Below are 21,911 nucleotides of genomic sequence, written 5' to 3' on the forward strand. Positions count from 1 at the left end.
GAAGCAAGGCGTGCACCCCGGTATTGACTGGCAGCGCTCCTTGGAGCGCTGCTATATCAGACAGGCTCTTGTGCCTTTTCTTGCCTTCGTTGCCTGGCCGCCGATTCAGTCGAAAAACCGCATGCCCGCATAAGGCCGCAAGCGGCATTGCGCCAGGCGGCTTTCCAGCGAACCGACATGGGCTTCGAGCTGGTGGCCGTCCGGGTCCAGAAAGTAGAAGGAATCGCCTTCGCTGTGGTTGCTCTTCCATTCCTGGACACCGCATGATCTGGCATGCTCCACAAAGTGCGCGAAGTCCCGTTGGGCAATCGTGAATGCGTAGTGGGTGTAGCCAGAGCTGCGGGCCTGGCTTCGCTGTTCGTCTGACGACAGGCACAGCCACAGATCGCCGAGTTCCAGATAGGCGCCCATATCCCACTGCGCGCGTGGACGAAATCCCGGCACCTGCACGTAGAAGTCAACGCTGCGCTGCAGGTCTGTTACGGCAAGTGTGAGGTGATTCAATCCGGCAAGCATGGTGGCGGTGGGCATGGGCAACACAAGGCGTGGAGTGTGCCATTGCCATGCATCACTTCGTTCTGGGCAGCCAGGGCACGCCGTTGATATGGCTGCCGCCATCGACAAACAGCGTATTGCCCGTGACATAGCGGCAGTCTTCGCTGGCCAGGAATAGGGCCGCGCCGCCAATGTCCCGCTCGGGATCGCCCATATGGCCCATGGGATTCAGGCGCAGCATGTCGGCTGCGTTCTCGGGCTGGCTCGCCGCAAATCTTTGATAGGCTTCGGTGGCCGCGCCGGGACACAGGGCGTTGCAGCAGATGCCAAAGGCCGCCCATTCGCGCGCGGCAGAGCGGGTGAGCGTGCGCAGCGCTTCCTTGGCCATGTTGTAGTCCACCGAATAAGGGTGGGCGTTGACGCCGTTGAGCGAGCACATATTGATGACCCGGCCCCAGCGCCGCTCCTTCATGCCGGGGAAGACTGCCTGCATGGCCCAGAGCGCCGATTGCGCACCTATGCGCCAGGCCCAGTCGGAATCGAGATCGCCGAGCGTTTCGACCCTGGCAAAGCCGGGCTGGCTGCCGGGACGCCGACCCCAGGCATTGTTGACGAGGATGTCGATGTGGCCGAACTGCGCCAGGGCGGCATCGACCATGCCCTGCACCGCGACATGCTCGCTCACGTCGGCCACGGCGTGTCCCACCTGAACGCCAAATTCGGCGCGGATTTCTGCGGCGGCCCTGGCACAGGTTTCGGCATTGATATCGGCCAGCCACAGGCTGGCGCCTTCCGCCGCAAAGCGGCGTGCCACGCCTTTGCCAATGCCGGCACCTGCGCCCGTGATCAGGGCTACGCGGTCTTGCAGTCGGTTCATTGTTCAGCTCTCCTCGTTCCATGGACGAGTCACTGTGCGGTGTCGCCGGCGCTGCGACATCGTCGAATCGGACGAGAAATCGGCCCATGAATGTGGCGGCCGAACCACCCATGGCTGGCCCGGATTTGCCCATGCGGATTAGGATTCATGCCGCAGGGACGACCTTGCCGGGCGATGCGATGCATGGCCTGAATTCCTGCCGGGACGGCCTGGCCATTCGATCTTCAAAGAGGTTTTCTATGGCTTGGGTTTATCTGCTGGTGGCCGGCGTTCTGGAAGTGGTCTGGGCCTTCACCATGAAGCAGTCCCATGGTTTCACCAACCTCAAATACAGCGCCATCACCATCGTGGCCATGATCGCCAGCTTCGGTCTGCTGTCGGTGGCCATGCGCACGCTGCCCCTGGGCACGGCGTATACGATCTGGACCGGAATCGGCGCCGTGGGTGCATTCCTGGTGGGCGTCACGGTGCTGGGCGAGCAGCTCAGCGCCATGCGCGTGGGAGCGGCCGTCCTGATCGTCAGCGGTCTGGTGCTGATGAAGCTGTCAGCGGAGTGAATGCCCGGGCTTCGTCCAGGACAGTGCTGCAGTTCCATGCGAAACTCGCTCTCGATCTCCTGGTGTGAATGGCTGCGGGGGACGAACGCGTGGGGTGAAGCGCATGGCGCGACAATAACGGGATGACATCCTCCACGACGCCCCTGCATCCCAGCGCAGCTTCGGCCCGCAAGGCCCAGCCCAAACTGACCACGCTGGACAAGACCCGCATTGACGACACACGCATCAAGATCGTGCGCCCGCTGCTGACTCCGGCACTGCTGGAAGAGTGGCTACCCGTGACCGAAGAGGCGCAGCAGCTGGTCGAATCCAGCCGTGCCGCCATCTCGCGCGTGCTGCATGGCCAGGATGACCGGCTGGTGGTGGTGGTCGGACCCTGCTCCATTCACGATCACGATCAGGCCATGGATTACGCGCGCCAGCTCAAGGTCCAGGCCGATGCGCTCAAGGACGATCTGCTGATCGTGATGCGGGTCTACTTCGAGAAACCGCGCACCACCGTGGGCTGGAAGGGCTATATCAACGACCCGTACCGCGACGGCAGCTTTGCCGTCAATGAAGGGCTGGAGCTGGCGCGCCGCCTGCTGCTCGATGTGCTGGCGCTGGGCCTGCCTGCGGGCACGGAATTCCTGGATCTGCTGTCGCCGCAGTTCATCAGCGACCTGGTCAGCTGGGGCGCGATTGGTGCGCGCACCACGGAGAGCCAGAGCCATCGCCAGCTGGCCAGCGGTCTGAGCTGCCCCGTGGGCTTCAAGAACGGCACCGATGGCGGCGTGAAGGTGGCCAGCGATGCCATTCTGGCTGCCCAGTCTTCGCATGCATTCATGGGCATGACCAAGATGGGCCAGAGTGCGATCTTCGAGACACGCGGCAATCAGGACTGCCACATCATCTTGCGCGGCGGCAAGGCTCCCAACTACGACGCGGCCCATGTTCAGGCAGCGTGCGAAGTGCTGGAAAAAGCGGGCCTGCATCCGCAGGTGATGATCGACTTCTCGCATGCCAACAGCAGCAAGCAACATCGCCGCCAGATCGATGTATCAGCGGATGTGGCCGAGCAGATTGCCGGGGGCGACACACGCATCACCGGCGTGATGATCGAAAGCCATATTCACGAAGGCCGCCAGGACATTGTCGATGGGCAGGAGCTGCAATACGGTGTCTCGCTCACCGATGCCTGCATCAGCATGGAGCAGACGACGCCGGTGCTGGAGCAACTGGCAGCCGCCGTGCGCGCACGTCGCCTCAAGGCGGCCTGAGGCCGGGCACACGAAGCTGGATGAACAAGAGGCGCCGCAGCGCCTCCTGTTCTTTTCAAGGGTAGAGTCCTTTTGGACATCGGGCGGAATGCCCGTATCTTCAAAGCTCCAGCGTCAGCTTGAGCATGTCCTTGTGCTGCACGCCGCGCTCCCACAGCGGGGTGGTGTAGTTCTGCAAAAAGAAGTCGCGCTCGATGTCGGTGACGCGAAACCCCAGGCGTTGATAGAACAGCAACTGGTCGCCAAAGCTGCCAGTTCCCACTTCCAGCTGTTGTACACCGCGTTCGCGCATCTCACGGATGGCGCGCTGCAGCAGGGCAGAACCTATGCCCTTGCTCTGCCAGGCCGTGGACACGGCCATGTTCATCAGCTCCCATCGGTGAAGGCCGTCGCCCTCGGGGACCAGCACGCATACGCCGATCAGGGCGCCGAGGCCGCTGGGCGTGAACTGGGTCGTCTGGCGCGCTCCGAAGCAGGTGGATCCGGGCAGATAACGCTTGACGCGCTCGCGTGAGGGGTCGGCCAGCAGCAGCAGATGCCAGGGGGCTTCTGCGGGGTTCATGGTGGTGATATGCCAGGAGTCGGTCGTGCCGGGGCCGGCCAGTGTGGAGCTCATGCGCGCACTCCCTTGCGGCGGAAGGCGGGCGCTGCATATCGGCCGGGCTGGATGTCGGCATTCACTCGATGGGACGCAAACCCGTCCATCTGCTGCAAACCACAATCTCGCGCCATTTCCACTTTCCGACTGCGGGAGTTGTGAGCCCGCCACAAATATTGTCAACAGGCCATAGCGTAGCAGTCGGCGGACAAATTCGGTGACGTACTGGTGAAAAGTACAGCGTACTGCGGCAATTTTGATGCAGGAATCTCGCAAATATTGATCTGCACAGGCCTCGCAACCGCGTGAGCGAGCACTTCAAGGCAGTGCACTGACGAGCCTGACGCCCTTTGCGCAGGACGGGCTTTGCAAAAACAAAGATCGTGGTTTATACTTAGTCGCAAGGGTTAACCCTTAAGGCTTAACCCGCGAATGACAGCACATGAGATGCGTGCTGTCCATCGCTTGAAGTGCATCTCTTGATTTCATAGAAAGTTCATCATGCGCCAAGCTATCAACTCCCTGATCGAATTCATCCAGGAAGCTCGCGAGTTCCATCTGGATCTGGCCAACCAGTAATCACGCACTGGTTAGAGAAACAGCCGCCGCTCTAGGCGGCTTTTTTTCGTCCTGAAAGAGGTGCTCAGGCCGCCAGCAGGCCCTGTTTCTCTATGAAGGCCACCACCTCGTCCAGACCTTCCAGTGTCTTGAGGTTAGTCATCACAAAGGGCTTGAGACCCTTGGGCGTGGTGCGCTGCTTGATGGTGTCGCTGCGCATGATGTCCAGATTGGCGCCCACATGGGGGGCCAGGTCGGTCTTGTTGATGACGAAGAGATCGCTCTTGGTGATGCCGGGGCCGCCCTTGCGCGGAATCTTCTCGCCTGCTGCCACGTCGATCACGTAGATGGTCAGATCGGACAGTTCGGGGCTGAAGGTGGCAGCCAGGTTGTCGCCGCCCGATTCGATGAAGACGATGTCGGCATCGGGGAAGTCCTTGAGCATGCGGTCGATGGCTTCCAGGTTGATGGAGGCATCCTCGCGAATCGCCGTGTGCGGGCAGCCACCGGTCTCCACCCCCATGATGCGCTCGGCGGGCAGGGCGCCGCTGATGGTCAGCAGGCGCTGATCCTCCTTGGTGTAGATGTCGTTGGTGATGGCAACCAGGTCCCATTTGCCGCGCATGGCCTTGCAAAGCATCTCCAGAATCGTGGTCTTGCCCGAGCCCACGGGCCCGCCTATGCCCACGCGCAGCGGCGGCAGCTTCTTGGTGCGGTTGGGGATATGGTGCAGTGCGGTCGACATGGTGAGTTCTTTAGTGAATGAGAGGGGTGCGATCAGCGGGCCTTGCCGTAGGCACGCTCCACCTTGGCAATGCGCAGCTCGAAATGCTGGTACCAGGTGGTGTGACCTTTTTCCTGGGCGATCTGGTGTTCGGCGTTGTGCTTCCATTGACGGATGGCTTCCTCGCTTTCCCAGTAAGACACGGTGATGCCGAAGCCTTCGGCATCGCGGGTGCTTTCAGCGCCCAGATAGCCTGCCTGCTGGCCGGCCAGCTCCACCATGCGGTCGGCCATCTCGCCATAGCCCTGGTCCGTCTGGGTGCGCAGGGAGGTGAAGATGGCGGCGTAGTACGGTGGCTGGGGTGTGGCGGCAAACAGAGCAGACATGGCAGATGGAGGTTCAGCTACGAAAAAGTCGAGAATACTGGTGTTCATGCTGGGCCGAGAGAATGGCCAGCATGGGCGAAAAAGCCTGTCTTGCGTTGTCCGGCAATGCCAGCGCGTATTCGACGGCGGCGGGAATCTCGGAAGTCAGTCGCGCCAGGATGCGCTGGCCGGCGCTCTGGCCCAGGGGCACGGTCTTGATGGCGGCCTGAACCATGTTCTCGGCCCAGCCAAAGGCATAGGCCAGCAGCGCATCGCGCGGCGTGGCTCCGGTGCATTGGGCCGCCAATGAGAAGGCGATGGGGTAGCTGGCATCCTGCGCGGCCAGCCAGTGGACGCCGGCCAGCGGGACTGCTTCGTCGGCGTAGCGGTTTTTCAGCCACTCGGTCAGCGAGCGGCCCATCTGCTCGGTTTGCAGGCGCAGCTCGCTGGTTTCGCGCGTGACTCTTACCCACTGGTTGAGACGGGCAATGCGCGCCAGATCCTCGCTTTTCCAGGCCGGCATGGCCTGCGCAATCACGGCCATGTCCCCGCGAGACTGGGTCAGATGCAGCTGCTGCACCAGCCAGCCGGCGGCCTCTGCTTCCGTTGTGACCAGCGTCGCATTGATGGCCGCTTCAAGCCCTTCCGAGTAGGAAAAACCGCCGATGGGCAGGGCCGGCGAGGCCAGCCACATCAGCTGCAGAAAGCTCTGCGCGCCCAGAGCCAGCAATGGCTCAGTGGGCGTGGTCATGCGAGTGTTCATGGCCGTGATGATGGTGGCTGTGGCCATCATTGGTCACATGGCCGCCATAGGCGCCTCCTTCGGGCTCGAAAGGCAGGTCGGCTTCGACCACCGTCATATGCATGCTGCGCAGCATATCGGCCAGAACGTGGTCGGGTTCGATCTTCAGATGGTCGGGCTGCAGCTCTATCGGCACATGGCGGTTGCCCAGGTGGTAGGCCGCGCGCATCAGGTCAAACGGCGTGCCATGCTCGGCGCAGGCCGTGATCTGCAGCACTTTTTGCGGTGCGGCCAGCACGCGGATCAGGCTGCCGTCTTCGGCCACCAGTACATCGCCGCCGCGTACGGCCTGGCCGCGTGGCAAGAAGACGGCCAGCTCGCGACCCTGGCTGTCGGTGGCAGCAAAGCGGCTCTTCTGACGCACGTCCCAGTCCAGTTCCACGGACGCGGCGCGTTTGAGGATGACGGTGGAAAGGCCCTGGCCCTGGAGCAGCAGTTTGTTGGCAGTGAGCATGGTGAATTCACAATGAAATAAAAGGCCCGAACCAGATTGGCGCGCATGTTGCATGCCCTGCGCATATCAGTGATTTTGATGGACAACTCTTTTGGAAACTTCGACAGAAATGGCAGCCCCGACCTCTTTGCATGATGCGCCTGCCGACTGGCAGGGCTGCGGCGCAGCCTATGTGGCGGTGTATGGCACTTTGCGTGCCGGTGGCATCAACGATATTGCAAGGCTCCAGCCAGGCGTTGCCTGTGTCGGCAGGACCCAGCTGACCGGCACTTTGCATGACCTTGGCTGGTACCCGGGCCTGAGGCTGCAAGGCTCGCAGGCCGTGCTGGCCGAGGTCTACCCCATGGACGCAGCGCTGGAGCGGGCCATGGACCGCATCGAAGGCCTGTGGCCCGAAGACCTGGGCGAATACGCCAAACGCATTCTGACCCTGCCCGTGATGCTGACCCAGGGCGGTCAGCAGTCCATCACCGTGCTGGTCTACGAAGCCTTGCCCGCCACCGTGAGCGCTGCGCCGGAGCTTGCCGTCAGTGACTGGCTGGCCTGGTTTGAGGGCAAGGGCATGCAGCATCCGGATTCGGAGTTTCAGCTCAACACCGCTCAGAACAGAAAATAGCGCTGTGCCATGGGCAGGCTGACCGCAGGCTCGCAGGTCAGCAGATCGCCATTGGCGCGCACGGCATAGGTCTGGGCATCCACCTCCATATGTGGCGCCAGATCGTTGTGGATCATGTGCTGCTTCTTCACATTGCGTATGCCCTTCACCGCCGACAAGGTCTTTTGCAGCCCGAAGCGCTGGCCGATGCCGGCGGCAAGCCCTGCCTGGGAGACAAAGGTCAGCGAGGTCCTGGCAAGCGCCCCGCCAAAGCTTGCAAACATGGGGCGGTAATGCACGGGCTGAGGCGTGGGAATGGAGGCGTTTGGATCGCCCATGGCCGCCATGGCGATGCTGCCGCCCTTGAGTATGCAAAACGGCTTGACGCCAAAGAAGGCGGGCTTCCAGATCACGATATCGGCCCACTTGCCCACCTCGATGCTGCCCACCTCGTGGCTGATGCCATGGGCAATCGCGGGATTGATGGTGTATTTGGCGATATAGCGCTTGACGCGGAAGTTGTCGTTGCGCGCGCCGTCGCCGCTCAGGGCGCCGCGCTGCAGCTTCATCTTGTGCGCCGTCTGCCAGGTGCGCAGAATGACTTCGCCCACGCGACCCATGGCCTGGCTGTCGGAGCTGAACATGCTGATCGCGCCGATGTCGTGCAGGATGTCCTCGGCCGCAATCGTTTCCTTGCGGATGCGGCTTTCTGCAAAGGCCAGGTCTTCGGCAATGCCGGCGTCCAGGTGGTGGCAGACCATGAGCATGTCCACATGCTCGTCCAGCGTGTTGATGGTGTAGGGGCGCGTGGGGTTGGTGGAGCTGGGCAGCACATTGGCCTCGCCCACCACCTTGAGGATGTCGGGCGCATGGCCGCCACCCGCGCCTTCGGTGTGGAAGGTGTGAATGGTGCGCCCCTTGAAGGCGGCCACGGTGTCCTCCACAAAGCCGGACTCGTTGAGCGTGTCGGTATGGATGGCGACCTGGGTGTCGGTGTCCTCGGCCACATCGAGACAGTTGCTGATCGCTGCCGGCGTGCTGCCCCAGTCCTCGTGCAGCTTGAGGCCGATGGCACCGGCACTGATCTGCTCGTGCAGGCCGCCGGGCAGGCTGGCATTGCCCTTGCCCAGAAAGCCCAGATTCATGGGGAAGGCGTCGGCGGCCTGCAGCATGCGTTCCATATGCCAGGGGCCTGGCGTGCAGGTGGTGGCGAAGGTGCCGGTGGCCGGGCCGGTGCCTCCGCCGATCATGGTGGTCACGCCGCTGGTCAGCGCTTCCTCGATCTGCTGCGGGGCAATGAAATGGATATGGGTGTCGATGCCGCCTGCGGTGACGATATTGCCTTCGCAGGAGATGATCTCAGTGCCCGGGCCGATGATGATGCTCACGCCCGGCTGGGTGTCGGGGTTGCCGGCCTTGCCTATGGCCACGATGCGGCCGTTCTTGAGGCCGATGTCGGCCTTGACGATGCCCCAGTGGTCCAGGATCAGTGCGTTGGTCAGCACGGTATCGACCGTGCCACCTCCGTCAGGGCCGGTTCCCGTCCCGTCGCGTGTGCGCTGGCTTTGCGCCATGCCGTCGCGGATGGTTTTTCCGCCGCCGAACTTCACTTCCTCACCATAGCCGCCAGCGGCCAGGGTGTAGTCTTTTTCGACCTCGACGATGAGTTCGGTATCGGCCAGGCGCAGGCGGTCGCCCACGGTGGGGCCAAAGGTTTCTGCGTAGGCTCGTCGGTCCATGGTGGCCATTGAGGAATCTCCGATTCAGGTGTTCAGCGCAGGGACTGCTGCTGGGCCGCCGGTGGCAGGGCTGCGGGGTTTGTGCCGAGCAGGTCGCGCAATGTGCCTAGTGCCAGGGCCAGCAGCAGTGCAGCACAGCAGCGGTAGGTAAAACGGCTCCAGTGCGCAGCAGCGCGGCGGAAAAGTCGATCCACCAAGGCTGCGCAGACAAAGCACCAGAGCAGGGACGAAGTCATGAATCCCGCGAAGAACAGCCCGTAATCGCTGGCGCCGGGGTGGGCCACACCCACCGCCCCCAGGGCGCTGCCCATGGCGGCCCAGTAGGCCAGGTTCTGCGGGTTGGTCAGCGACAGGGCCATGCCGCGGCGCAGGGCCTGTTTCTGCGTGGCGGCGGCGGTGGCAGGGGCATCGAGCCGGTGTTCGGTACGCGCGGCCTGCCAGCTGTCCCAGGACAGCCAGAACAGGTAGGCGGCGCCCGCCAGACCAATCGGCCAGCGCAAGGCGTCGACCTGCATGACCAGACCAATGCCGGCCAGGCCCAGCAAGGCCCAGCTTGCATCACCCACCAGCGAACCCAGCTGCACGGCCAGCGCCGGACGATAGCCGCCGCGCACACCTTGGCGCACGGTCTCTGCAAACACCGCTCCGGGCGCTGCGTTGAACACCAGGCCCAGCACAAAAGCAGAAGCAAACAGCATCAGCATGGCAGGTCAGTCCCTGGAATCTGCGGGCAGTGGGCCCTGGACCAGGCCGCGAAAACCATAGATCTGGCGATCGCCGCCGATTTCGACCAGCTCCACCGTGCGCTGCTGGCCCGGCTCGAAGCGCACGGCCATGCCGCTGGCAATATTCAGTCGCATGCCGTGGGCGGCGGCGCGGTCGAAATCCAGACCCGCATTGGTTTCGGCGAAGTGGTAGTGCGAGCCGACCTGAATCGGCCGGTCGCTGGCATTTTTCACCACCAGCGTGAGCGTGCGGCGGCCGGGGTTGAGTGCATGGCTGCCCTCGTCAAGAATCAGTTCGCCGGGGATCATCTTTCGCCTCCTTGCGCAAAGGCCTTGTGCTGCGTTGTGCCAGGGTGTTTCATATCAGGCCAGTTTTGTCAGCATGAAAGCGCCGAGCGCGGCAGTGGCTGCACCGCCGAACCGGGCCAGCCACTGGTGGCGCTGCATGAGGGCATGACCGAGCACCATGCCGGCGATATGCAGTGTGGCCGAGCCCAGTGCAATGCCCACCAGCGCGCCGACGGCTGCCAGGCCGCTGTCTCCGGCCAGCTCAAAGCCGTGCGCAGCGCCGTGGAAGAAGGCAAACACTGCAGCCAGGGAGGCGGCGGCGGCCCAAGGCATTTTTTGCTGAACCAGCACCAGCAGGCCCAGCACCAGCACCGATGCGGCAATCATGGGCTCCACGCCCGGCACCCACAGGCCGGCAAAGCCGGCCACGGCCCCCGCCACCAGAAGGGCCACAAAGGCCGCAGGTGCACGCCAGGCCGTGCGCAGGCCGGGCATGGTCAGCGCACTCCAGGCACCCACGGCCAGCATGGCGGCCAGATGGTCAGCACCGGTAAACGGGTGGGCAAAGGCATGACCCAGGCTGTCGAGAAAGTGGTGATGGCCGCCTGCATCGGTGCCCATATGTGCGAGGGCGGACAGGGGCAGTGCAGTCGCCGCGGCGGCTGTGGTGGCAAGGAGCTTATTGAATTTCATAGCTATCTGCGCTTGATGGATAAGGGTTTGATGGCTGAAAGGCTTGAAGCCTCTGGAGGCTGCTTCAGGCGATGGGCTCATGCACGGTGACCAGCTTGGTGCCATCGGGGAAGGTGGCTTCGATCTGGATGTCGGGAATCATTTCGGGGATGCCCTCCATCACATCGGCGCGGGTCAGCACGCTGCGGCCTTCGCTCATGAGCTGGGCCACGGTCCTGCCATCGCGTGCACCTTCCATCACAAAGGCACTGATCAGCGCCACGGCCTCGGGGTAGTTGAGCTTGAGGCCACGAGCCATGCGCCGCTCGGCCAGCAGGGCCGCAGTGAAGATCAACAGCTTGTCTTTTTCGCGTGGTGTCAGTTCCATCTTCTTCAATCCCTCAGTCGGCACGCGCATCCGGCAGGGCTGAATGAACGCGAGGAGTCAGTTTCATGCCCTTTTATGTAGCAAGTGCCATGCCAAAGGCCAGTCTTTATTGCCAGCCTGCAGGCAAGCCGCCGCAGGTGTTTTGCACCTTGTTGGTGCTGTCGGCACGCAGTTGTGCACCACGGCGTATCGGTGAGGCAGCGATGGTGCTTTGTGGTGCATTGTCGATCCGTAGCGGTGCATTGCATGGCACGAACTTTGCTGTTCTGGTGCATGTACAAAAGACCATTGAATAGGGGATTCGCTCAGGGCCTGGGTACCACGGCAAGACTCGGAGTGCTGGCCTTGGGCGGTACGCTGTGGATGGCTTCAGCCGTACAAGCGCAAACAGCCGAGGAAGGCGACAAGGTATTGCCCGAGGTGAGGGTGAGTGCCATGGTCAAGGGACAGGCACTGGATGAGGCGCAACGCGCGTTTTCCGTCACCGAGTTCAGGCGCGACGAAATTCGCGAGCAGCCCAGACAGGAGGTGGAATCGTTGTGGAGCCAGGTACCTGGCATGCATGTCAATCACTACCAGCTCAGCGGTGTGGCCAACGGGCTGGTGCTGCGCGGCTTTGGCGGCGGCGGCCACGGCGGCGATGTGGCGGCCACACTGGATGGAATCCCGCTCAACGAAGCCATGTCGCATGCCGATGGCTATTTCGATCTCAATGTGGTGGTGCCGCTGGAGCTGGACAAGGTCAATGTCTATCGCGGTCCCGTGTCGGTGCTGCAGGGCAATTACAACCGCGCAGGGTTGCTGGAGCTGCGCACGCGGCGCAACGGCAGCTATGCGGAGTTCGATGTCAGCGCCGGCTCGCATGGCATGTTCGATGCACAGGCCGCTCTCGGGCGCGAGCTGGAAGGCGGGGATCAGCTCAACCTGGCGACTCAGCATGCACGCGGTGATGGCGCGCGGCCCAGCGCGGGCTATGAGCGAAGCACCATCAGCGGTACCTGGAAGCACCATGTGCATGAAAAGCTCGATATCTCGCTGTCCGGTCGCTGGCATGAGGCGCGTGGCGACTCGCCCGGCTATCTGACCGAAGCGCAGTGGCGGCAGGACCCACAGGGCAAGGACAGCCGCGTGGTGGGTGATGGCGCCAACAAGCACTTTGGCACGCTGCGCCTGGATGCGCAGTACGCACTGGATGCAGATACCCGTCTGCTGGGCTTTGTCTACGGCACGCAGCAGGATTTTGTGCGCTGGTTCACCCGCCCGCGCAGCACCACCTGGATGCAGCGCGAGGAGCGCTATGACCGCAGCGTGCTGGGAGTGGGCCTGAATCTCAGCGGCAAGTCGCTTCTGGCGGCGCGCGAGTTGAACTGGATGCTGGGCCTGGAGCAGGTGCGCGAGTCCACCGACTATGGCTACTGGGATGGATTGCTGGATCGCCGGCGTACCGGCCCTGCATTGAATGATCGCAATACGCGGCTCGACAACACGGCGATCTACGGCCAGGCTGGCTGGCAGCCAACGGCCTGGTTGCAGACCACGGCGGCCTTGCGCTGGGACCGTTTTGACGGCCGCTGCCGTATGCTGGGAGCGGAGGCCGGTGGCGATGAATGCAATCGCATGCAGGGCCGCAGCCATGCCAGCCCCAAGCTGGGAGCACTGGCGCAGCTCAATGCCCGCACAGCCGTGCGTGCCAGTTGGTCGCAAGGCTTTGCGCTGCCCAGCGACTTTGCCAAATACGCGCTGCGCAACAGCGATCTGCACGCCAATGTCTTTCGCCAGAGCGAGCTGGGCGTGGAGTGGAAACCATCAGGCCATTGGCTGATCGATGCCTCGCTCTACCGCATCAGCTCCAGCCATGAAATACGCAGCACTGCACCTGGTGAGTATGAAAACCTGGGCGCGACCGTGCGCAAGGGCGCCGAGCTGCAGCTGCACTGGCTGCCCAGCCGCAACTGGCATGTGGAATGGACTTATGGCCACAATCGCTCCGAAGTCACGCAGAACGCGGTTGCCGCACTGCTGGGCCGGCGCGTGGTGGCCGTGCCCGAGTACACGAGCACCGTGCATGCGCGCTGGATGCCGCGCAGCGATGTCACCGTGCATGGATTGCTGCGCCATGTGGGGCGTGCGCCCATCAACGCCAGCAATACCGAATGGGCCGGCAGCTTTCGCTGGCTGGACCTGGGTCTGCAATACCGATTGCCCGCAAGCCTGGCGCGCAATGCCAGCCTGAGCCTGTGGCTGCGCAACGCCGCCAACACCCGCTATGCCAGTACCACCACCATGATTGCCGGCCAGCGTCTGGTCGCCCCCGGCGCGCCGCGCAGCGTGCAGCTGGGCCTGCAATTTTCCTTATGATTTCCGGAGCTTCCATGTCTGTTTGCAGCACACGTAAAAACATCATCGCGCGCATTCTGTGCACCACGGCCGCAGCCTGGCTGCTATGCGCCAATCCGGTCTCTGCCCATAACGTCTGGCTGGAGCCCGATGCGCAGGGCGGCTATGTCTTGCAGTTTGGCGGTCATGAAGGCAGGACAGAAGCCTTCGATCCGGCCAAGCTGCAGCGTGTGCATGCCTATGACCTGCGCGGACGTGAAGTGCCCAGCGCCATACAGAATGTGCAGGGTGGCATCCGCATCAAGCCCGATGCCAGTGCTGCGCTGATCGCTGTGGAACTCGATAACGGCTATTTCAGCAGTACGGGTGCCGAGGGCGCCATGCTGCCTTTGCCCATGGACCAGAACCCCGGTGCGGTGCGCGGCGTGCATGCGCGCAAGTTCCACAAGACCGTGGTGCGCTGGGGCGCCGTCATGCAAAGGCCGCTGGGGCAGATGTTCGAGGTGGTTCCGCTTCAGGGGCAGTCTCCCCATGCCGGTCAGCCGCTCAGGCTGCAGGTGTTGCTGCATGGCAAGCCGCAGTCTGGCGTGAGGCTGTCCTGGGGTGAGAAGGGCTCTCCCACGATGACGGACGCGCAGGGGCTGGCGACCATGACGCCTGCTGTCGGCAGCAATACGCTGCAGGCCATACTGCGTCAGCCTGTGCAGGGCGACCCCATGACAACCGAGAACAGCTACGAGTATTTGCTGCGCTTTGCCGTGCATTGATGAAGCTGCGCTCCGTCGGCCTTCGCACCGGAGAGCAGATTCTGCAAGGCATCCGCGAGGCGAGGATTTGGCGTGCAGATCAGCAAGCTGCATGTCTATGCGGTGCAGGACGGCAAGGCCAGCAAACAACTCGATCCGCGTTGCTGCAGGCTGAGATCAAGACTGCTCTCGATCCGTGGACTGGCAAGCTGCGCAGCGCGGCCTTGCCGGCATGCCTGCAGCCGGTCTGAGTCGACAGGCTGTCGTGCACTTCAATAGTGCCGGCTGGTTTGCGCGGTCTGCATCTGGTGCATGCGGCACTGCAATGGTGCCTGCATGTGGCCGATGCTGATCGCACAAAGTTGCATTCGGCCTGTGCTCGGCAAAAAAGCGGCAGCAGCGCCGCCGTATGCAGTGAGCAAGCCATGGCAGGTGGTGCTGGCACGGTAATTGCACTTCAGTTTTTGCGGTCAATGTGACCGAACAAAACCTCCTGGGAGTGCTGAAATGAATCGTCGCGGAACCCTCACAACACTGGCTGCATCCATGGCTCTGGGCCTGGGCTTGACTTCTCAGGTGCTGGCTGCAGACACCATCAAGGTGGGTGTGTTGCACAGCCTCTCGGGAACCATGGCCATCTCCGAGACCGTGCTCAAGGACACGGTGCTGATGGCCATCGACGACATCAATGCCAAGGGCGGCGTGATGGGCAAAAAGCTCGAGCCCGTTGTGGTGGACCCCGCCTCCAACTGGCCGCTGTTTGCCGAAAAAGCCAAGCAGCTGATCACCCAGGACAAGGTAGCCGTGGTCTTCGGTTGCTGGACCAGCGTGTCGCGCAAGTCCGTGCTGCCGGTGTTCGAGCAGAACAACGGCCTGCTGTTCTACCCCGTGCAGTACGAGGGCGAGGAACTCTCCAAGAACGTCTTCTACACCGGCGCCGCACCCAACCAGCAGGCGATTCCCGCTGTCGAGTACCTGATGAGCAAGGAAGGCGGCGGTGCCAAGCGCTTTGTGCTGCTGGGCACGGACTATGTGTATCCGCGCACCACCAACAAGATTCTGCGTGCCTTCCTCAAGTCCAAGGGCGTGAAGGATTCCGACATCATGGAAACCTACACTCCCTTCGGCCACAGCGACTACCAGACCATCGTGGCCGATGTGAAGAAGTTCTCCACCGGTGGCAAGACCGCCGTGATCTCCACCATCAACGGCGATTCCAACGTGCCCTTCTACAAGGAGCTGGGCAATGCCGGCCTCAAGGCCAAGGATGTACCGGTCGTGGCCTTCAGCGTGGGTGAGGAAGAGCTGCGCGGTGTGGACACCAAGCCTCTGGTCGGTCACCTGGCGGCATGGAACTACTTCATGAGCGTGAAGAACCCGACCAACACGGCCTTCATCAAGCAATGGGGCGATTACGCCAAGGCCAAGAACATCGCCGGCCACAAGGACAAGCCGCTGACCAACGACCCGATGGAAGCCACCTGGGTCGGCATCCACATGTGGAAGCAGGCCGTGGAGAAAGCCAAGAGCACGGATACCGACAAGGTGATCGCCGCCATGGCCGGCCAGACCTTTACCGCACCCAGCGGCTTCACCCTGAAGATGGACGAGAAGAACCACCATCTGCACAAGCCCGTGATGGTTGGCGAGATCAAGGCAGACGGTCAGTTCAGCGTGGTCTGGAAGACCAAGGGTCCGATCAAGGCCCAGCCCTGGAGCCCGTATATCGAAGGCAACGACAAGAAGAAGGATGAGCCCAACGGCAAGAGCTCCTGATTCGCTCCCTAGGACTGGAGAGGTCTGGTGGGTTCTCCAGTCCTGAAAAGATAGCTGCTTGCGCTTTATTGGCAATGGATGCAGCGCTAAATATCCGAGACTTTTTATGAAACTACTGCGCAAGTCATGGCGGCTGGTATGGGCCGCCGGGCTGGGCTCCTTGCTGAGCTTTGCCAGTCACGCACTGACGACCGAGCAGGCCTATGCCATGGCTGCGGCAGACGACTCCGAGCAGCGCGTGCAGGCCATCAATCAGGCCGTACTGGCACCCGATGCGCAGAGCGACGGCGGTCGCCTCGCTGCCTATCTCAAGGCGCTGTCCGACGATGAAGTGCGCGTGTCCCAGGGCCGGGCCTATGTGGTCAGCGGCGATGCGGTCAGCGATGCGGCGACCGGCGCAGACGTCAAGCTCCCGCCCGATGCCGAGGAGGTCGTCAGCAACAACTATCTGCGCTCCGTCATCGACACGGCACAGGCCGCGCTGGCGCTGGGCAGCAGTGATGTGCAGGCGCGCCGCAAGGCCGCCGAGCAACTGGCCTCCGAGCCGGATGCCGAGCGCCTGCCGCTGATAGAAAAAGCGCTGGCCACCGAAAAGGACGGCCAGGTCAAGGCCTTGCTGGAGCGCAGCCTGGCGGGCAGCCTGCTGGGCAGCGACGACGCAGGGCAGCGCCTGAAGGCGGTGCAGCAGCTGTCGCATCAGCAGACCCCGGAGACGCAGTTGCTGTTGAACCAGCGCCTGTCCGAAGAGTCCGACCCCGGCGTGCAAAAAGCCATCAAGGCCGCGCTGGCCGGCATTGCCGAAGGCCTGGCCTGGGGCGACAGGCTGGGGGCGATCTTCAGCGGCATCAGCCTGGGTTCCGTGCTGTTGCTTGCGGCGCTGGGTCTGGCTATCACCTACGGCCTGATGGGCGTCATCAATATGGCGCATGGCGAGCTGATCATGATCGGCGCCTATGCGACCTATCTGGTGCAGGTCGCATTCCAGCGCTGGCTGCCCGAGGCCTGGTTTGGCTGGTATCTGGTGGTGGCCGTTCCTGTGGCCTTTCTGGCATCGGCGCTGGTGGGCGCAGTGCTGGAGCGTGGCGTGATCCGCTTTCTCTACGGCCGCCCGCTGGAGACGCTGCTGGCCACCTTTGGCATCAGCCTGGTGCTGCAGCAAACCGTGCGCAGCCTTTTCGGGGCGCAGAACGTGAGCGTGGAGAACCCCGTCTGGATGAGCGGCGGCATTGCGCTGTTGCCCAATCTGACCCTGCCTTACAACCGCATCGCCATCATCGTCTTTGCGTTCGCCGTGCTGGCGGGTGTGGCCTTCATGATCGCCAGAACGCGGCTGGGCCTGTTCGTGCGCGGCGTGACGCAGAACCGCGCCATGGCCTCCTGTGTGGGCGTCAACACGGCACGCACCGACACCTATGCGTTTGCGCTGGGCTCGGGCATTGCCGGGCTGGCCGGCTGCGCCCTGAGCCAGATCGGCAATGTAGGCCCGGATCTGGGGCAGAACTACATCGTGGACAGTTTCCTGGTGGTGGTGCTGGGCGGTGTGGGGCAGCTGGCGGGCACCGTCTATGCGGCTCTGGGCCTGGGCGTGCTCAGCAAGCTGCTGGAAGGCTGGACCGGTGCCGTGCTGGCCAAGATCGCCGTGCTGCTGTTCATCGTGGTCTTCATTCAAAAGCGTCCACAAGGCATCTTTGCCCTGAAGGGCCGCAGTGCGGAAACATGAAACACCCCCTGAGTCGCTTCGTGCCTTCCCCCGCTCTCGCATTGCTGCGCGCTGCGGGCAGAGGACGACACCCTCGCTGCGGGGCGGCCCTTGCTCGGTGTCTCGTACCTGGGCCGCGCCAGTTGCGCAGGCCATGTGCCTTGCTCGACATGAGGGAAAACTGACATGACAACCCAATCCATATCCATCGAACTGCCCAAGCCAGCGCCGCTGCTATCCGCCAAGGGCTGGACGGCATTTCTGCTGGCCCTGACCATGGTCTGCGCCGTGGCTCCCGCACTCAATCTGTGGGTGCCCGAGGACAGTGCGCTGCACTTGTCCGACTACATGCTCGGCCTGCTGGGCAAGTTCATGTGCTATGCCATTTGCGCGCTGGCGATTGACCTGATCTGGGGCTATACCGGCATCCTGAGCCTGGGCCACGGCCTGTTCTTCGCACTGGGCGGCTATGTGATGGGCATGTACCTGATGCGCGAGGCCGCAGGCCCCGATGCCTTGCCCGCCTTCATGGGCTTTCTGGACTGGAAGGAGCTGCCCTGGCACTGGGCGTTGTCGGGCAGCTTTGCCGCCACCGTGCTGCTGGTGTTTCTGGTGCCGGGCCTGATCGGCGGGCTGTTCGGCTACTTCGCCTTTCGCTCGCGCATCAAGGGCGTGTATTTCTCTATCATCACCCAGGCCCTGACCTATGCCGCCATGCTGCTGTTCTTCCGCAACGAGACCGGCTTTGGCGGCAACAACGGCTTCACGGGTTTCAAGACCCTGCTGGGTTTTTCCGTCAACTCGCAAGCCATGCATGTGCTGCTGTTCGCGCTGTCGGGTCTGGCGCTGCTGGGCTGCTTTCTGTTCTCGCGCTGGCTGATGCGCAGCAAGTACGGGCGCGTGCTGCAGGCCGTGCGCGATGCCGAATCGCGCACCATGTTCTGCGGCTACAACCCGCTGCCCTACAAGCTGTCGATCTGGGTCATCTCGGTCATGATGTGCGGCCTGGCGGGCGCGCTCTATGTGCCTCAGGTGGGCATCATCAACCCCAGCGAGATGAGCGTGGGCAATTCCATCGAAATGGCGGTGTGGACGGCCGTGGGCGGACGTGCCTCGCTGGTCGGCCCCATCATCGGCGCGTTTGCCGTCAATGGCGGCAAGAGCTGGCTCACCGTGGCCGCACCCGAATACTGGTTGTACGTGCTGGGTGCGCTGTTCATCGTCGTGACGCTGTTCATGCCGGGAGGACTGATTCGCTTGCCGCAGCAGCTTCGCCAGTGGCGTGAGAAGCGCAAGGCCCAGGTCAAGGCGCCGTTGAACCAGACTGCAGCCGCAGCTGCCAAAACCGCTGCCGAACCGGCTTCTGCCGATGCCATCGAAGGAGTGCGCGCATGACCCCCGATCTGATGCAGGACGGCGAGCAGCGCCTGGCCTCCTACCAGCAGCGCGAAGCCGCGCTGCGCACCGAATCAGGCGGTCGCAGCGCCAGTCTGGCGCGCCCCGTGGTTGCCGGCGAAGTGGATGTGACCCACGGCCGAATTCTCTATCTCGAAGACGTGCATGTGAGCTTCGACGGCTTCAAGGCCATCAACGGTCTGAGTCTCGATATCGCGCCCGGCGAGCTGCGCTGCATCATCGGCCCCAATGGCGCGGGCAAGACCACGATGATGGACATCATCACCGGCAAGACCCGACCCGACAGCGGCACGGTGTTCTTCGGCTCCACCATCGATCTGCTGCGCTTCAAGGAACCCGAGATTGCGGCCATGGGCATTGGCCGCAAGTTCCAGAAGCCCACGGTGTTCGAGCAGCTCAGCGTGTTCGAGAACCTGGAGCTGGCGCTCAAGACCCACAAGGGCATTGCCTCCTCCATGCTGTTCAAGCTCAACGGCGCGCAGAAGGACCGTATTGCCGAGGTGTTGCACACCATTCATCTGGCGGGCAGCGTAACGCGCCAAGCCGGGCTGCTCAGTCACGGACAGAAGCAGTGGCTGGAGATCGGCATGCTGCTGGTGCAGGAGCCCAAGCTGCTGCTGCTCGACGAGCCTGTGGCCGGCATGACAGACGAGGAAACGGTGCGCACGGCCGAGCTGTTTCTGACGCTCAAGGGCAAGCATTCGCTGATGGTGGTGGAGCACGACATGAGCTTTATCGACACTATCAGCGAGAAGGTCACGGTGCTTTGCGATGGCTCGGTACTGGCCGAGGGAACGCTGGCCGAGGTCCAGGGCGACGAGCGCGTGATCGAGGTGTACCTTGGTCGGTGACCCCCTGAGACGCTTCGCCTGGGCGGCCCCGCGCCTTCCCCCTCTCTCTACGCGCTTCGCGCTAAGGGAAGGGGACGACTGCTTCGGTGCGCGGCGGCGCTTCCTCGCTGTCTCTTTGATTGGGCAGCGCCAGTTTCAAACGCCATGCGCTCCGCAGATAGTCAAATTAGATAGCTGCTTGCGCTAGCTGTGTAAGCGTTAGAGGTCGAAAATGCTTAAAGTTCAGAACCTGCATCAGTACTACGGCGGCTCGCACATCCTGCGGGACGTGAATTTCACGGCCGAGATCGGCAAGGTCACGGTGCTGCTGGGCCGCAACGGCGTGGGCAAGACCACCTTGCTCAAAAGCCTGATGGGGCTGGTTCCCATTAGAAGCGGCGGCATTGAATGGCAGGGCCGCGATATCGCGCGCAGGACGCCCTATGAGCGCGCGCGCAGCGGCATCGGCTATGTGCCCCAGGGGCGCGAAATCTTCTCGCGCCTGTCGGTGGAAGACAATCTGCGCATGGGTCTGTCCTATTGTTCGGCAGGCACTCGGATTCCGGGCGAGCTGTACGAGCTGTTCCCCGTGCTGGGGCAGATGCTGCACCGCCGTGGCGGCGATCTCTCGGGTGGGCAGCAGCAGCAGCTGGCCATTGCGCGCGCACTGGCGCCGCAGCCCAAGATACTGATCCTGGATGAGCCCACCGAGGGCATACAGCCCAGCATCATCAAGGACATCGGCCGCGTGATCCGCATGCTGGCCAATCGCGGCGACATGGCCATCCTGCTGTGCGAGCAGTACTACGACTTTGCCGAGGAGCTGGCCGATCACTATGTGGTGATGGAGCGCGGCGAGGTGATCGCGTCGGGCCCGGGCAGCGAGATGCAGGAGAAGAATGTGCGCTCGCTGGTGGCGATTTGAATATCGGGCGAAGAAAAAAAGGTGCCGCAAGCGGCACCTCAAAGCCTCAGGCCATGCCCGGAGGACAACTCATTTCGTCAGTACGCTGCGCCGTGCGCGGCCAGCACCGGATTGCCCTGTATGGCAGTGCTGGCGCGGCCGTCCGCGCCCCGGGGGACTTCGCCCACCAGCGTGGTGCGGTAGAGCTGGCGATCGAACTCCAGCGCAAAGATATCCTGTGGAGCCACATGGGCCGTGGAGCGGTTGTCCCAGAAGGCCAGCGAGCCGGGTTCCCACTTGAAGCGCACGGTGAACTCGCTGCTGACGGCGTGCTCCCAGAGCAGCTCCAGCAGCACGCGCGATTCGCGGGTGGAGAGTTCCACGATGGACTTGAGAAAGCCGGGGCTGATGTAGAGCACCTTCTCGCCGGTCTCGGGATGAATCGTGACCAGCGGGTGTTCGCTGATCAGGGTGTTGTCGCGCACCAGATCCAGATATTCCTGCGATGCCGTGGCTCCCTGCGGGGCGCTGAAGCGGTGCTCGCCACGCAGGCCCTGCAAAAAGGCTTGCAGCGGTTTGGAGAGCGCTTCGTAGGCAGCGGCCAGATTGGTCCATTGCGTGTCGCCGCCATAGGGCGGAATCGTCACGCCGCGCAGAATCGATGCGGCAGGCGGGTTGTGGGCGGCCGTCACATCGGCATGCCAGCCGGTCCAGGGGCGCTGTTCGGCCTGGCCGCTGTGGCGGTTGGCCTTGCGGTGCTTGGCGATCGAATACAGCTCGGGAAAGCCTTCGACATGACCGAAGACGGGGTGGCCGGGCGTCAGCTCGCCAAACTGGTGCGAAAAGGCGATCTGCTGCTCGTGGCTGAGGTGCTGGTCGCGAAAGAAGATCACCTTCCAGCGCAGCAATGCCGAGCGGATGGTGTGCACTTCGGCGGCACTCAAGGCCTGCTTCAGATTGACGCCGCTGATCAGCGCGCCGATATGCGCCGACTGCGGCGTGATGCGGATATGCGGAGTGATGTTGCTTGCGGAGCTCAGGCGTTCGTCCAGATGCTGCAGCGGAGCGTGGGGCAGGGGCATGTTCATGGGATTTTTCCTGATGAGA

General features: G+C 63.0%; 24 protein-coding genes and 1 pseudogene. 12 read left to right on the plus strand and 13 right to left on the minus strand.

All coding sequences use genetic code 11. The annotated features are described in order from the left end of the window. Positions 1–105: 105 nt before the first annotated feature. Positions 106–516, minus strand: coding sequence for a fosfomycin resistance glutathione transferase (fos, locus tag EIC84_RS08360; RefSeq protein WP_034362886.1), 411 nt, complete (start codon positions 514–516; stop codon positions 106–108). Between the two features lie 52 nt (positions 517–568). Continuing rightward, the gene (locus tag EIC84_RS08365) at positions 569–1,372 is read right to left on the minus strand and encodes an SDR family NAD(P)-dependent oxidoreductase (protein WP_003068214.1); all 804 of its coding nucleotides are present in this window, start codon (positions 1,370–1,372) and stop codon (positions 569–571) included. Positions 1,373–1,611: 239 nt separating this feature from the next. On the opposite strand from EIC84_RS08365, the gene EIC84_RS08370 reads away from it, so the two are divergent. Next, positions 1,612–1,929 (plus strand): multidrug efflux SMR transporter, encoded by a 318-nt coding sequence (locus EIC84_RS08370; RefSeq protein WP_003068215.1) that lies wholly within the window; start codon positions 1,612–1,614, stop codon positions 1,927–1,929. Between the two features lie 122 nt (positions 1,930–2,051). Continuing rightward, entirely contained in the window at positions 2,052–3,188 is a 1,137-nt protein-coding gene (locus EIC84_RS08375) for a 3-deoxy-7-phosphoheptulonate synthase (RefSeq protein WP_003068217.1), read from the plus strand. A 100-nt stretch (positions 3,189–3,288) separates the two neighbouring features. On the opposite strand, the gene EIC84_RS08380 is transcribed toward EIC84_RS08375, so the two are convergent. From EIC84_RS08380 to ureE, 5 genes and pseudogenes are all read right to left on the minus strand, one after another. Continuing rightward, positions 3,289–3,804, minus strand: a complete 516-nt coding sequence (locus EIC84_RS08380) for a GNAT family N-acetyltransferase (protein ID WP_003068219.1) — start codon at positions 3,802–3,804, stop codon at positions 3,289–3,291. Between the two features lie 625 nt (positions 3,805–4,429). Further along, positions 4,430–5,089: an urease accessory protein UreG gene (gene ureG, locus EIC84_RS08385; RefSeq protein WP_003068221.1), complete on the minus strand. Its 660-nt coding sequence runs from the start codon at positions 5,087–5,089 to the stop codon at positions 4,430–4,432. A 32-nt stretch (positions 5,090–5,121) separates the two neighbouring features. Further along, the gene (locus tag EIC84_RS08390) at positions 5,122–5,454 is read right to left on the minus strand and encodes an antibiotic biosynthesis monooxygenase (RefSeq protein ID WP_003068222.1); all 333 of its coding nucleotides are present in this window, start codon (positions 5,452–5,454) and stop codon (positions 5,122–5,124) included. Positions 5,455–5,467: 13 nt separating this feature from the next. Beyond that, complete coding sequence (locus EIC84_RS08395; RefSeq protein WP_003068225.1) at positions 5,468–6,184, minus strand: urease accessory protein UreF; 717 nt, start codon at positions 6,182–6,184, stop codon at positions 5,468–5,470. Then, positions 6,171–6,689, minus strand: a pseudogene (gene ureE, locus EIC84_RS08400) (urease accessory protein UreE); the annotation flags it as partial. The pseudogene ureE and the gene EIC84_RS08395, both read right to left, overlap by 14 nt. Positions 6,690–6,798: 109 nt before the next feature. On the opposite strand from ureE, the gene EIC84_RS08405 reads away from it, so the two are divergent. Continuing rightward, entirely contained in the window at positions 6,799–7,305 is a 507-nt protein-coding gene (locus EIC84_RS08405) for a gamma-glutamylcyclotransferase (protein ID WP_003068229.1), read from the plus strand. Here the strand turns inward: EIC84_RS08405 and ureC are convergent. From ureC to EIC84_RS08430, 5 genes are all read right to left on the minus strand, one after another. Beyond that, the gene (ureC, locus tag EIC84_RS08410; RefSeq protein ID WP_003068231.1) at positions 7,290–9,032 is read right to left on the minus strand and encodes an urease subunit alpha; all 1,743 of its coding nucleotides are present in this window, start codon (positions 9,030–9,032) and stop codon (positions 7,290–7,292) included. The two genes, EIC84_RS08405 and ureC, sit on opposite strands and share 16 nt — an antisense overlap. A 23-nt stretch (positions 9,033–9,055) precedes the next feature. Beyond that, positions 9,056–9,727: a LysE family transporter gene (locus EIC84_RS08415; RefSeq protein WP_003068233.1), complete on the minus strand. Its 672-nt coding sequence runs from the start codon at positions 9,725–9,727 to the stop codon at positions 9,056–9,058. Between the two features lie 6 nt (positions 9,728–9,733). Further along, positions 9,734–10,057, minus strand: coding sequence for an urease subunit beta (locus tag EIC84_RS08420; RefSeq protein WP_003068236.1), 324 nt, complete (start codon positions 10,055–10,057; stop codon positions 9,734–9,736). A 54-nt stretch (positions 10,058–10,111) separates the two neighbouring features. Next, entirely contained in the window at positions 10,112–10,729 is a 618-nt protein-coding gene (locus tag EIC84_RS08425) for a HupE/UreJ family protein (RefSeq protein ID WP_003068238.1), read from the minus strand. Between the two features lie 64 nt (positions 10,730–10,793). After that, the gene (locus tag EIC84_RS08430) at positions 10,794–11,096 is read right to left on the minus strand and encodes an urease subunit gamma (RefSeq protein WP_003068240.1); all 303 of its coding nucleotides are present in this window, start codon (positions 11,094–11,096) and stop codon (positions 10,794–10,796) included. Positions 11,097–11,161: 65 nt separating this feature from the next. On the opposite strand from EIC84_RS08430, the gene EIC84_RS08435 reads away from it, so the two are divergent. From EIC84_RS08435 to urtE, 9 genes are all read left to right on the plus strand, one after another. Then, positions 11,162–11,392, plus strand: coding sequence for a hypothetical protein (locus tag EIC84_RS08435; RefSeq protein WP_012840162.1), 231 nt, complete (start codon positions 11,162–11,164; stop codon positions 11,390–11,392). Next, on the plus strand, positions 11,385–13,454 hold the full coding sequence (locus EIC84_RS08440; protein ID WP_237704498.1) for a TonB-dependent receptor: 2,070 nt from the start codon (positions 11,385–11,387) through the stop codon (positions 13,452–13,454). The genes EIC84_RS08435 and EIC84_RS08440 overlap by 8 nt, the downstream gene beginning before the upstream one ends. Before the next feature lie 14 nt (positions 13,455–13,468). Beyond that, the gene (locus tag EIC84_RS08445) at positions 13,469–14,200 is read left to right on the plus strand and encodes a DUF4198 domain-containing protein (protein WP_034362890.1); all 732 of its coding nucleotides are present in this window, start codon (positions 13,469–13,471) and stop codon (positions 14,198–14,200) included. Then, a complete protein-coding gene (locus tag EIC84_RS08450; RefSeq protein WP_034362831.1) occupies positions 14,200–14,430 on the plus strand; it encodes a hypothetical protein in 231 nt (76 codons plus the stop codon). The genes EIC84_RS08445 and EIC84_RS08450 overlap by 1 nt, the downstream gene beginning before the upstream one ends. Positions 14,431–14,686: 256 nt before the next feature. After that, the gene (gene urtA, locus EIC84_RS08455; RefSeq protein ID WP_003060644.1) at positions 14,687–15,955 is read left to right on the plus strand and encodes an urea ABC transporter substrate-binding protein; all 1,269 of its coding nucleotides are present in this window, start codon (positions 14,687–14,689) and stop codon (positions 15,953–15,955) included. Between the two features lie 106 nt (positions 15,956–16,061). Next, entirely contained in the window at positions 16,062–17,675 is a 1,614-nt protein-coding gene (gene urtB, locus EIC84_RS08460; protein WP_003068250.1) for an urea ABC transporter permease subunit UrtB, read from the plus strand. 165 nt (positions 17,676–17,840) lie between these two features. Beyond that, on the plus strand, positions 17,841–19,049 hold the full coding sequence (gene urtC, locus EIC84_RS08465; RefSeq protein WP_003068252.1) for an urea ABC transporter permease subunit UrtC: 1,209 nt from the start codon (positions 17,841–17,843) through the stop codon (positions 19,047–19,049). Then, a complete protein-coding gene (urtD, locus tag EIC84_RS08470; RefSeq protein WP_003068254.1) occupies positions 19,046–19,921 on the plus strand; it encodes an urea ABC transporter ATP-binding protein UrtD in 876 nt (291 codons plus the stop codon). Before urtC ends, urtD begins: the two co-directional genes overlap by 4 nt. Before the next feature lie 211 nt (positions 19,922–20,132). Continuing rightward, complete coding sequence (gene urtE, locus EIC84_RS08475) at positions 20,133–20,825, plus strand: urea ABC transporter ATP-binding subunit UrtE (protein ID WP_003060654.1); 693 nt, start codon at positions 20,133–20,135, stop codon at positions 20,823–20,825. Positions 20,826–20,902: 77 nt separating this feature from the next. On the opposite strand, the gene EIC84_RS08480 is transcribed toward urtE, so the two are convergent. Then, positions 20,903–21,892, minus strand: coding sequence for a TauD/TfdA family dioxygenase (locus EIC84_RS08480; RefSeq protein ID WP_003068256.1), 990 nt, complete (start codon positions 21,890–21,892; stop codon positions 20,903–20,905). Positions 21,893–21,911: the final 19 nt, after the last annotated feature.

The organism is Comamonas sp. A23 (assembly GCF_004522605.1).
GTDB classification, from domain to species: Bacteria; Pseudomonadota; Gammaproteobacteria; order Burkholderiales; family Burkholderiaceae_C; genus Comamonas; species Comamonas thiooxydans.

Coding starts and splice junctions, on each gene's coding strand:
- ureC (WP_003068231.1), bottom strand. CDS start 9,032: ATGGCCACCATGGACCGACGAGCCTACGCAGAAACCTTTGGCCCCACC.
- EIC84_RS08375 (WP_003068217.1), top strand. CDS start 2,052: ATGACATCCTCCACGACGCCCCTGCATCCCAGCGCAGCTTCGGCCCGC.
- EIC84_RS08380 (WP_003068219.1), bottom strand. CDS start 3,804: ATGAGCTCCACACTGGCCGGCCCCGGCACGACCGACTCCTGGCATATC.
- EIC84_RS08390 (WP_003068222.1), bottom strand. CDS start 5,454: ATGTCTGCTCTGTTTGCCGCCACACCCCAGCCACCGTACTACGCCGCC.
- EIC84_RS08420 (WP_003068236.1), bottom strand. CDS start 10,057: ATGATCCCCGGCGAACTGATTCTTGACGAGGGCAGCCATGCACTCAAC.
- ureG (WP_003068221.1), bottom strand. CDS start 5,089: ATGTCGACCGCACTGCACCATATCCCCAACCGCACCAAGAAGCTGCCG.
- EIC84_RS08370 (WP_003068215.1), top strand. CDS start 1,612: ATGGCTTGGGTTTATCTGCTGGTGGCCGGCGTTCTGGAAGTGGTCTGG.
- urtB (WP_003068250.1), top strand. CDS start 16,062: ATGAAACTACTGCGCAAGTCATGGCGGCTGGTATGGGCCGCCGGGCTG.
- urtA (WP_003060644.1), top strand. CDS start 14,687: ATGAATCGTCGCGGAACCCTCACAACACTGGCTGCATCCATGGCTCTG.
- EIC84_RS08430 (WP_003068240.1), bottom strand. CDS start 11,096: ATGGAACTGACACCACGCGAAAAAGACAAGCTGTTGATCTTCACTGCG.
- EIC84_RS08480 (WP_003068256.1), bottom strand. CDS start 21,892: ATGAACATGCCCCTGCCCCACGCTCCGCTGCAGCATCTGGACGAACGC.
- EIC84_RS08405 (WP_003068229.1), top strand. CDS start 6,799: ATGGCAGCCCCGACCTCTTTGCATGATGCGCCTGCCGACTGGCAGGGC.
- EIC84_RS08395 (WP_003068225.1), bottom strand. CDS start 6,184: ATGACCACGCCCACTGAGCCATTGCTGGCTCTGGGCGCGCAGAGCTTT.
- EIC84_RS08415 (WP_003068233.1), bottom strand. CDS start 9,727: ATGCTGATGCTGTTTGCTTCTGCTTTTGTGCTGGGCCTGGTGTTCAAC.
- EIC84_RS08365 (WP_003068214.1), bottom strand. CDS start 1,372: ATGAACCGACTGCAAGACCGCGTAGCCCTGATCACGGGCGCAGGTGCC.
- urtE (WP_003060654.1), top strand. CDS start 20,133: ATGCTTAAAGTTCAGAACCTGCATCAGTACTACGGCGGCTCGCACATC.
- urtC (WP_003068252.1), top strand. CDS start 17,841: ATGACAACCCAATCCATATCCATCGAACTGCCCAAGCCAGCGCCGCTG.
- EIC84_RS08445 (WP_034362890.1), top strand. CDS start 13,469: ATGTCTGTTTGCAGCACACGTAAAAACATCATCGCGCGCATTCTGTGC.
- EIC84_RS08425 (WP_003068238.1), bottom strand. CDS start 10,729: ATGAAATTCAATAAGCTCCTTGCCACCACAGCCGCCGCGGCGACTGCA.
- fos (WP_034362886.1), bottom strand. CDS start 516: ATGCTTGCCGGATTGAATCACCTCACACTTGCCGTAACAGACCTGCAG.
- EIC84_RS08435 (WP_012840162.1), top strand. CDS start 11,162: ATGCCCTTTTATGTAGCAAGTGCCATGCCAAAGGCCAGTCTTTATTGC.
- urtD (WP_003068254.1), top strand. CDS start 19,046: ATGACCCCCGATCTGATGCAGGACGGCGAGCAGCGCCTGGCCTCCTAC.
- EIC84_RS08450 (WP_034362831.1), top strand. CDS start 14,200: ATGAAGCTGCGCTCCGTCGGCCTTCGCACCGGAGAGCAGATTCTGCAA.